This window comes from Kitasatospora sp. NPDC001132 (assembly GCF_053598415.1).
Genome location: NZ_JBSFKF010000010.1, coordinates 44,165 through 54,011, shown reverse-complemented (window position 1 = coordinate 54,011; position 9,847 = coordinate 44,165). Strand labels below are relative to the sequence as shown.

Annotated in this window: 6 protein-coding genes; 3 read left to right on the top strand and 3 right to left on the bottom strand. The window is 74.9% G+C overall.

Going from position 1 to position 9,847, the window contains the following annotated elements:
* The first annotated feature begins 472 nt into the window (after positions 1-472).
* Positions 473-1,426, top strand: a complete 954-nt coding sequence (locus ACWDBE_RS16095; RefSeq protein ID WP_449808337.1) for a nitroreductase/quinone reductase family protein — start codon at positions 473-475, stop codon at positions 1,424-1,426.
* An 89-nt stretch (positions 1,427-1,515) separates the two neighbouring features.
* Here ACWDBE_RS16095 and ACWDBE_RS16090 read toward each other — a convergent pair whose 3' ends face one another.
* The 3 genes from ACWDBE_RS16090 to ACWDBE_RS16080 all read right to left on the bottom strand — a co-directional run bounded on the left by ACWDBE_RS16090 (position 1,516) and on the right by ACWDBE_RS16080 (position 5,061).
* Positions 1,516-2,313: an SGNH/GDSL hydrolase family protein gene (locus ACWDBE_RS16090; RefSeq protein ID WP_449808336.1), complete on the bottom strand. Its 798-nt coding sequence runs from the start codon at positions 2,311-2,313 to the stop codon at positions 1,516-1,518.
* Positions 2,314-2,951: 638 nt separating this feature from the next.
* Positions 2,952-3,608, bottom strand: a complete 657-nt coding sequence (locus tag ACWDBE_RS16085; protein WP_449808335.1) for an NUDIX domain-containing protein — start codon at positions 3,606-3,608, stop codon at positions 2,952-2,954.
* Positions 3,609-3,924: 316 nt separating this feature from the next.
* On the bottom strand, positions 3,925-5,061 hold the full coding sequence (locus ACWDBE_RS16080) for a hypothetical protein (RefSeq protein ID WP_449808334.1): 1,137 nt from the start codon (positions 5,059-5,061) through the stop codon (positions 3,925-3,927).
* 474 nt (positions 5,062-5,535) lie between these two features.
* Here ACWDBE_RS16080 and ACWDBE_RS16075 point away from each other — a divergent pair, with 474 nt between their 5' ends.
* Together ACWDBE_RS16075 and ACWDBE_RS16070 are read left to right on the top strand one after the other, a co-directional pair.
* Entirely contained in the window at positions 5,536-6,705 is a 1,170-nt protein-coding gene (locus ACWDBE_RS16075) for an exonuclease SbcCD subunit D (protein WP_449808333.1), read from the top strand.
* Positions 6,702-9,740: an AAA family ATPase gene (locus ACWDBE_RS16070; protein WP_449808332.1), complete on the top strand. Its 3,039-nt coding sequence runs from the start codon at positions 6,702-6,704 to the stop codon at positions 9,738-9,740. The genes ACWDBE_RS16075 and ACWDBE_RS16070 overlap by 4 nt, the downstream gene beginning before the upstream one ends.
* Positions 9,741-9,847: the final 107 nt, after the last annotated feature.

Here is a 9,847-nt window from a genome sequence, read left to right as displayed (position 1 = left end):
GGACCCCTCGCCCGGCGCCCGCCCCCCGCCGGCCCCCCCCCCCGGGGGGGGGGGCGCCACGGCGGGTTCAACCTCCCTCGGGGCGACCTCGCACGTTGACAGCGCGTCCGCGGCCTGACTCTAATGGGGGCGTGCAGCGCGGCGTCGGCCAAAGAGCAGTGGGCCGGCCGACAGCCGAGCGGGCACCTTTCCCGAAGGGTCGATGCGCGATGAGCGCTCTCTCCGCTTCCCTGATCTGACGCCAGGCGGTCACCGCGGTACCGCTGTACCTGCGGGCGCGAACCGCATCCGGTGTTCCGCGACGCGTGTTCCGTGTTTCGAGCCCTGTGTCCCGCGTCCTGTGCCCTGTGTCCGATGTCCCGTGACGGACGTCGCCGGGTGCGGGGACCGGCCGTGACACCGGTTCGGGCGCCGCACCGACACCGCGTGTGGCCGCACCCCCCTTTCCTCTCTGGAGATCCATCACACACGCATGCCCATGTCCTTCAATCTGAATGTCATCGAGGAGTTCCGCGCCAACGGCGGGAGGGTCGGCGGCCCGTTCGAGGGCGGCGACCTGTTGTTGCTGACCACCACCGGAGCCCGCTCCGGGCGGCCGCACACCGTGCCGCTCGGATACGTCCGGGCACAGGGGCAGCTCCTGGTCGTCGCCTCGGCCGGCGGTGCTCCGGAACACCCCCAGTGGTACCGCAACCTCCTCGTCCACCCGGTCGTCCGGGTCGAAGTCGGCACCGAGGCCTTCGACACCGTCGCCGTACCCGCCGAAGGCGACCGCCGGGAGCGGCTGTTCGCCGCCGTGGTCCGGAAGGCCCCGGGTTACGGGGACTACCAGGCGCACACCGAACGGGAGTTGCCGGTCGTCGTCCTGGAGTACCCCGAACCACCCGCCGACGGACCGGCCCCGGCCGCCGCCCCGGTCGTGCGCAGCCTCGCCGACAAGCTGGTGGAGACGCACACCTGGCTGCGCGCGCAGCTGCGCCACGTACGGGAGGAGGCGCACGCCCACGTCCCGGGCCGACCGGCCCCGCTCGGGCTGCAGCTGCGCCAGCACTGCCTGGCCTTCTGCGAGGGGCTGACGCACCACCACACCGGCGAGGACACAGCCGTCTTCCCCGCGCTCGCGCGCAGCCATCCGGAGCTGGCCGACGTCCTGGCGCGGCTCGGCGAACAGCACCGGGCCATCGGTCGGATCAAGGAGGAACTGGTGGCCCTGCTGGCCGGGATCGCGGTCACCGAACCGGGGCGCCTCCGGGCGGAACTGGACCGGATGTCCGCCGAGTTGGAGGCCCACCTCGACTTCGAGGAGGCGGAACTGCTGCCGATCCTCTCCGGCATCCCCTTCCCGCCGCCCGGGTCCGCGACGCGCGGACCGGTGCCCGGCCCAGTGTCCGGCCCGGCGTCCGGACCGGCGCCTTCCGGCAGCTGAAACGGCGTTGCCGCCGCCCCCTCCCGAGTCGTGGGAGGGGACGGCGGCTCCGGGACGGGCCCGCGCCGGGCGGTCCGTCGCGGCGGTCCTTACAGCGCCGAGAAGACCGGCAGGTAGCCACCGGAGTGGCCGGACGCCTTCGGGTGGTAGCTCTCGTCGACCGGCAGGGTGGTGCTGTTCAGCCAGGTGGTCTGCGAGCCGCAGATCTCGTGCTCGGTGAAGATGCTGCGGACGTCGCCGAAGGCGAAGCCGGCGTTGGCGGCCCGCTTGGCGAGGACACCGTCGAGGGTGTCGGCGGCGCCGTTGATCGCGGCACGCTTGGTGTCGCTGATGCCGAAGATGCAGCTGCCGCCGATCTTGTAGATGTGCGGGTAGCCCATCACCACGACGTGGGCCTTCGGGGACTTGGCCTTGATCGCCGAGTACACCTTGTCCAGCTGGGCGGGCAGGGTGTTGGTGGCGTAGCTCTTGGCCGTGTTGATGGCGCTGATGCAGTCGCTGTCCGAGCCGAGGACACAGGTCTGCATGGTGTCGGCGAAGCCCGCGTCGTTGCCGCCGACCGAGATGCTGACCAGCGTGGTGCTGGCGTCCAGGGCGGAGATCTGGTTGTTCAGGATGTCGCCGGTCTTGGCGCCCGAACAGGCAACGAACTTGAAGGAGGACGGCGCGTGCGCGTTCTTCCAGAGGTACGCGTACGCATTGGTGCTGCGCTTGCAGCTACCGCTCTCGGCCGTGTAGCTGCCGGCGCCGACACCGGAGGAGTACGAGTCGCCGAGGGCCACGTAGTTGGCGCCGGCGGCGTTCGCGGAGGACGCGGCGAACAGCGTCGTCATGGTGAGGCCTGCGGATATGGCGGCGATGGACAGAGCACGGGCACGGCGGATCATCACAGCTCCAGTGGGGTGGCGTGGTGAGGGTCACAGAAGTGATACCAGGCGGTAGCCGAACCTGGAAGCGGTCATGCCAGGGATATTGACGGGACGTCTGACTGACCGGAGATAAACTGCCGCTGACGGTCCGTGACTTCGTGCAGGTCAAAAGGGGTGCGCGGTGACGCGCGTAGCGCTGCGCGCGTAGACCGGCAACTTGCGGAAATTTCTTGCACGATAAGCCGGGGGCCGCCGCCCGGACATCGCCGAGTCAGATTCGGAGCGGGTGTCAGCGAGCCCCGGGGGGCTGATCGAACTCCCGAGGCGCGCCGAGAGGTGGGCGAAAAGGGACATCAACGGCACGGCCGGAATTCACCGTTGTGGCCGCTCCGAGCCGTGCGACGGATGTTGACATCGGTCCTGGCGTGGCGTCAGAACAGCGAACACCGCTGCCGAAACAATGGTGTCGGGACAGGGGTGTCGGGACAGGGGTGCCGGGACAGGGGTGCCGGGACAGGGGTGTCGGGACAGGGGTGCCGGGACAGGGGTGCCGGGACAGGGGTGCCGGGACAGGGGTGTCGGGACAGGGGTGTCGGGACGGGGGTGTCGGGACGGCACTACCGGGACGTCGTCCGGGAGTACGGCGCCGCGCGCGGTCAGCCCTGCACGCCGGAGTGGCCACCACCGTGGTGCACGGCCCCGGGGTACACGGTGCCCGGGGCGAGGGTGCAGCCCTCGACCGGCAGCTCCTCGATCGCCTCGTTCGCCGCCGCGGGCACGCCGAGCCAGCGGACGGCGGTGGCAACCGCCGTCCGGGCCTGGCGCAGCCCGGGCCCGCCCCAGCCGAGCAGTTCGACGGCGAGGCCCGGTGCGACCAGCAGCCGCCGGTAGTGCCGGCCCGAGGCCGGGTCGGCCACGCTCGGGCCGACCGCCCGCAGCACCGCCGCCATCCGGACCCGCGCGCACTCGTGCCCGCCGTTCGCCGAGCCGACCCGGTCGTAGAGGTAGCCGAGGTAGTACGGCCGGCTGATCAGGGCCTGTGCCTCCTCGGCCGCCTCCCGGGCCAGGGCCGCCGCCGGATCCCCACCGTCCTCCGGCTCCAGCGAGCCGCCAGGCAGCGAGCAGATGCCGTCCCTGGGGTTCACCAGTGTCAGCACCCGCCCGTCGGGGGCGAACAGCCACCCCCAGGACTGCTTGACCGGCAGCCCCTCCGGCACCTGCTCGCCCGGCCGCCACGGCCAGCCCGCCGTGGGGCGCCGCCGCACCTTCCCGAGCAGCTCGGCGACCTCCGCGCTGTACTCGATCGGGCTCATGCAATCGCCCCGCGGCGCTCGGCGGGGGCACCGGCCCGCGCCCACCCCCTGGCACCGAGCGCACTCCGCTCGCTCATCCGTCCCCCTCTCGCTGTCGGGCTTCGCCGGACCGGCGGTGCGCGGGGAGGACCTGCAGGGCACGGTACGGAGCGGAGCGGCCGGAGCGGCGGCGTGGGGCACCGCGCGCTCCTGCTGTTGATCTTCTCCGAATCTTCCCCGAACACGCGGTCGATGAACAGTCCCCAGCGCCGCATGGCGGATGCGGAAGCCGTGAACGCGGTGAACGCGGTGAACGCGGAGGCGGTGAGCGCCCTCGTCAGCCCAGCGGCCCACCCCCTTCCCCCGCGCCCCGGAAGACGGGCAGCGGGAACCCGGGCAGCGGATCCACCCCGGGCGGGAAGGGCAGCCCGCGCGCGGCGTCGTCGGCCAGCTCGTCGAACACCTCGTGTGCCGTCATCGCCCGCAGCCGGCCGCCGGTCAGCGCCCAGCCGCGGACCGGCGGCCGGAGCCGGGTGCCCGCCTCCTCGCCGTCCACCCGGACGCCCGCCGACGGATCGCCGTGCAGCAGCAGCGCCCCCTCCCCGCCCAGGGCGACACCCGCCGCGAGCGTGACGCAGAACGCCTCGGCGTCCCGCCCGGCGGGGTACAGCCGGCCCTCCTCCACACAGACGTCCACCGCGGAGGTGAGCTCCTCGCCGTCCTCGGGGCCGTGGCAGCGCAGCGTCAGCAGGTGGCAGCCCTCCCCCGCGCCCTCGGCCAGCGCCAGGTAGACCGCGGTCACGTACCGCATCACGGCCGCCATCCGGAGCTGCCCGGACGGGTCGTCGCCGACGGCGTCCAGCAGGGCCGCGCAGGCCACGGACATCCGCACCCGCGCCCGGTGGTCGTCCAGCAGCACCGGGAGCAGCTCGGCCAGCCGCTCCCCCGCGTAGACGAACGGCTCACCGGCCAGCTCCGGATCACCCGCGTAGGCGACCCGGGCGGCGGGCATCCGGGGATCGAGGCCGAGCGCCTCGCAGTAGTCCTCGAAGTCGCCCGCCTCCAGGACCCGAAGGTGCACCTCCAGCCCCTGCCGGTGCAGGGCCGTCAGCTGCTCCTCCGCCTGCCGCAGGTAGGCCGCGTGCCCGAGCCCGCCGAACAGCCCGTACCGCGCCAGCCCGGCGAAGTCCCCCGCGTCGACGGCCAGGGCCACCGCCACCGGCTGGGGCGGCGGCGCACCCCGGGCCCGCCCGCCGCGCCCGGCCGCCCGCGCACCACGCCCGCCGGCCCGCGCCCCCGGCGGCCGGTCGCCTCCGGGTGGCACCGCCCCGCCGGGCCCACCGGCCGACGCCCCGCCGGCACCGCCACCGGGCCTCCGCCCGGACAGCACCAGCACCTGCCGGCGCCTCGGCGACGGCCGCCCCGCCGCAGCACCGCCCAGCACCTCGCACACCGACTCCCGCACAGCAGCCATGGCTCCTCCTTCTCGTTCGATCGCCCGACACCGGACAGCGCCGACCACCCCGGCTGGGACTGGCCGACGTCGAGGAACATACACAGAGCCACTGACAATTCACCCCAGGTAATCGAACGAGCTCAGCGCGGACCCCAGACCGCCGCTGCGGAGCGCCCCGCTTGATCCGGAGTGCCCGTGCCCGAGGTGCACGGACCGGAGGGCGGCCCGCGATGCCGCCGCTTGAGCCGATGGCGCCGGGGAGTGCTGGAGGTGTCGCGGTGGCTCGGCCATCGCTCGATCAAGATCACTGCCGACATCTACGGTCCTGTGTCCCCCGATGCGGGTGAGAAGCTGAGAGCTGTGATGGACGCGGTGCTGTCGGAGGCTCCTGTGATACTCGGTGCTGACCACGCGCTCGCCGCGTGACCCGTGCTGGTCCGGTGCTGACTCGAATGTGCAAGGAGCGACAAACATGCAGGTGAGGGCCCTGTCGTGAGACTGCTGCATACCTCCGACTGGCATCTCGGGCGTTCGTTCCACCGGGAGAGCCTGCACGACGCCCAGCGCGCCTTCCTGGACCACCTGGTGGCAGTGGTCCGGTCCGAGGGCGTGGACGCCGTGCTGGTCGCGGGGGACGTGTACGACCGGGCGCTGCCCGGGCTGGAAGCGGTCGCGATGTTCGACGACGTGCTGCACCGGCTCGCGGATCTCGGGGTGCCGACGGTCTTCATCAGCGGCAACCACGACTCGGCCCGCCGCCTCGGGGTCGGGGCGGGGCTGATCGGACGGGCCGGCATCCACCTGCGGACCGACCCGGACGGGTGCGCCGAGCCCGTCCTGCTGGCGGACGAGCACGGCCCGGTCGCGGTGTACGGGCTGCCGTACCTGGAGCCGACGCTGGTGCGCGAGCGGTTCGGGCTCGCGAAGGGCGGGCACGCGGCGGTGCTCGGGGCGGCGATGGAGCGGGTCAGGGCGGACCTCGCGGCACGCCCGGCCGGCACCCGGGCGGTGGTGCTGGCGCACGCCTTCGTCACCGGCGGCGCACCGAGCGACAGCGAGCGGGACATCGCGGTCGGCGGCGTCGCCTCCGTGCCCGCCTCGGTCTTCGACGGGGTGCACTACGCCGCGCTCGGCCACCTGCACGGCTGCCAGACGCTCGCCCCGCACCTGCGCTACAGCGGCTCCCCGCTCGCCTACTCCTTCTCCGAGGCCAACCAGCGCAAGACCATGTGGCTGGTCGACCTCGCCACCGACGGCTCGGTGACTGCCGAGCGCGTCCCCTGCCCCGAGCCGCGCCGACTGGCGACCTTGCGCGGCACCCTCGACGAGTTGCTCACCGACGAGCGGTACGCCGAGCACGAGCAGTCCTGGGTGCAGGCCACGCTCACCGACGCGGCCCGGCCGAGCGAGCCGATGGAGCGGTTGCGCCGCCGCTTCCCGCACACCCTCCAGCTGCTGTTCGACCCCGAGCGCGGCGACGCCGAGCCCTCCCTGTCGTACGCGGCGCGGGTCAGCGGCCGCGGGGACCTCGAGGTCGCGGAGGGCTTCCTGCGGCACGTCCGCCCCGGTGCCGAGCCGGCGCCGGACGAGCTCGGCTGGCTGCGCGAGGGCTTCGAGCGCGTCCGGGAGACCACCGACCGGAAGGCGGACCTGCCCCGATGAGGCTGCACCGGCTCACCGTCACCGCCTTCGGCCCGTTCGCGGGCAGCGAGACGGTGGACTTCGACGCGCTCGCCACCGGCGGGCTGTTCCTGCTGCGCGGCGCGACGGGCGCCGGCAAGACCAGCGTGCTGGACGCGGTCTGCTTCGCCCTGTACGGCGAGACGCCGGGCGCACGCCGGGCCAACCGGCTGCGCAGCGACCACGCCGATCCGAAGCGGCTGACCTCGGTGGAGCTGGAGCTGACCCTCGGCGGCCGGCGGCTGCAGATCACCCGGCTGCCGGAGCAGCGCCGGCCGAAGAAGGTCGGCACCGGCACCACCGTCGAGCGGGCGCAGACGCTGCTGCGCGAGTGGGTCGCCGACACGGGCGACGGCGCGCCCGGCTGGCGGGGGCTCAGCAAGTCTCACCAGGAGGCCGGGGAGGAGATCCACCGGCTGATCGGCATGAACCGGGAGCAGTTCTGCCAGGTGGTGCTGCTGCCGCAGGGCGACTTCGCCCGTTTCCTCAAGGCCGACTCGGAGGAGCGCGGCAAGCTGCTGCGGCGGCTGTTCGACACCGAGCGGTTCCAGCACGTGGAGGCCTGGCTGGCCGAGCAACGTCGCGGTCAGGAGGCCGTCGTCCAGGCCGGCCGGCGGCGGCTGCGGGACCTCGTCAGCAAGGCCGAGCAGGCGGCCGGTCCGGGCGCCGAGCCCGCCGCCGGCTGGGTGCCGGCCGAGGAGGACGACACCGGTCTGGCCGCCGGGGTGCTCGGCTGGGCGGCGGTCCTGCGCAGCGGCGCGGCCGAGCAGTTCGCCGTCGCCGAGGCCGCCCTCGCGGGCGCCGGCGCCGCTCAGCGCGCCGCCCAGGAGCACCGCGGCGCCGCGGAGGAGCTGGCCGGTCGCCAGCGCCGGCACCGGGAGGCGCTGGACCGGGCCGAGCGGCTGGCCGGCTTCGAGGCCGCCGCGGCCGCGGACCGGCGGCGACTGGCCGCCGCCCAGGAGGCCGTCGGGGTGGAGTCGGCGCTGCGGCTGCGGGAGAGCGCGGCCGAGGCACTCGGGCGCGCCCGGCTGGCGGAGCGCCGGCACCGCGAGGCGCTGGCCGGCTCCGGTGGCGAGGGCCGGGAACTCGCCGGGGCGGACGCCGCCGGGCTCGCCGAGGCCGAACTGCGGCTGCGGGCCGAGGTGGTCCGACTGGAGGCGGCCCGGGCGGAGGAGCGACGCTGCGCCGAACTCGCCCACGAGCAGAGCTCCCTGACGGAGGACCGGCGCGCCGCCGAGGAACGGGCCGAGGAGGCCGAGGACTGGCTGTCCGAGTTCGAGGACGAGCTGGGCCGCTTGGAACAGCAGCACACCGAGGCCCGGTCGGCGAGCTCAAGGGTCGAGCAACTGGACGGGCAACGCACCGAGTTGACGGTCCGCCTGGGAGCGGCCAGGGAACGCGACGGCCTGCGCGCCGAGATCGCCGCGGCCGAGCCCCGGGTGGTCGCGCTGCGCACCGCCGCGCTGGACGCCCGCGAGCACAGTCTGGACCTGCGGGACCGCCGGCTGAGCGGCATGGCCGCCGAGCTGGCCGAGCAGCTGCGCACGGGCGAGGCCTGCCGGGTCTGCGGCTCGCCCGAGCACCCGGCGCCCGCCGAGGCCACGCCCGGCGGCCGGGTCGGCGCCGAGGACGAGGAGCGGGCGCGCCGGGCACAGGCCGCGGCCGAGCGGGCCTGGACGGAGGCCGACCAGGCGCTCACCGCGCTGCGGGTACGCGAGGCCACCGCCGCCGGCGCGGCCGGGCCGGACGGCGCGGAGGCGCTCGCGCAGGCCCTCGCCGGGCTGGAGCGCGAGCACCGCGAGGCACGGCAGGCGGCGGAGGCGCTCGGCCGGGTCGAGCGGGACATCGTCCGGCTGTCGCAGGACCGCGCCCGCCGGGTCGACGAACTGCACGAGGCCAAGGAGCGCGCCGCCGTCCTCTCCGACCGTCTGCTGGCGCTCGGCACCGAGCAGCGGGCGCTGACGGCCCGGGTGGCGGCCGCCCGGGGCGAGGCGGCCTCGGTCGCGGACAGGGCCGCGGCCCTGTCCCGGCTCACCGAGGCGGTCGCCGCCACGGCCACCGCCGCCAGGGCGCACGCGGAGGCGGAGGCCAGGCTCGGCGAGGCCGAGGACGAGCTGGGCAAGGCCGCCGCCGCGGCGGGCTTCCCGGACGCCGCGGCAGCGCTGGCGGTACTGCTGCCGCGCGAGGAGCGCGAGCAGTTGGAGAAGCGGCTGGAACGGCACAGCGCGGAGACCGCCGCCGTCCGCCGAGAGCTGGCGCTGCCGGAACTGGCCGAGGCCGCGGGCCGTCCGCCGGTGGACCTGACCGCCGTCGCGGCCGCGCTCGGCGCGGCCACCGACCGGCTCGGCCGGGCACACGCCGCCCACGCGGCGGCCCGTGAGCGCTGCGCGGCGCTGGCCGCGATCGGTCGGCAACTGGACGGGCTCGCCGCCGAGCTGGCCCCGGCGCTGGACCGGTACGGGCGGATCAACCGGCTCGCCGCGCTCGCGGCCGGCACCTCGGCCGAGAACCGGCTGCGGATGCGCCTGGAGTCGTACGTCCTGGCGGCCCGGCTGGAGCAGGTCGCGGCGGCGGCCAGCGACCGGCTGGTCCGGATGTCCGGCGGGCGCTACACCTTGGTGCACAGCGACGACCGGGGCACCGGCACCAAGCGCTCGGGCCTGGCCCTGCGGGTGGTCGACGCCTGGACGGGCACCGAGCGGGACACCGCGACCCTCTCCGGTGGCGAGAGCTTCTTCGCCTCGCTCTCCCTCGCCCTGGGTCTGGCCGACGTGGTCACCGACGAGGCGGGCGGGATGCCGCTGGACACCCTCTTCATCGACGAGGGCTTCGGCACCCTCGACGAGCACGCCCTGGAGGAGGTCATGGACGTCCTGGACGGCCTGCGCGAGCGCGACCGCGCCGTCGGCATCGTCAGCCACGTCGCCGACCTGCGCAGCCGCATCCCCGCCCAGCTGCTGGTCCGCAAGGGGCGGCACGGCTCGACCCTGGCACTGGCCGGACGGGAGGACGCTTAGTACTCCGGTAGCCGGCCCGCGCCGGGCCTCGACTCCGCCGGCCGCATCTTGGGCATCGACGCGGGACCGGTTCCTGCCCAGTGCTCCACCGTGGATCTCGACGCGGC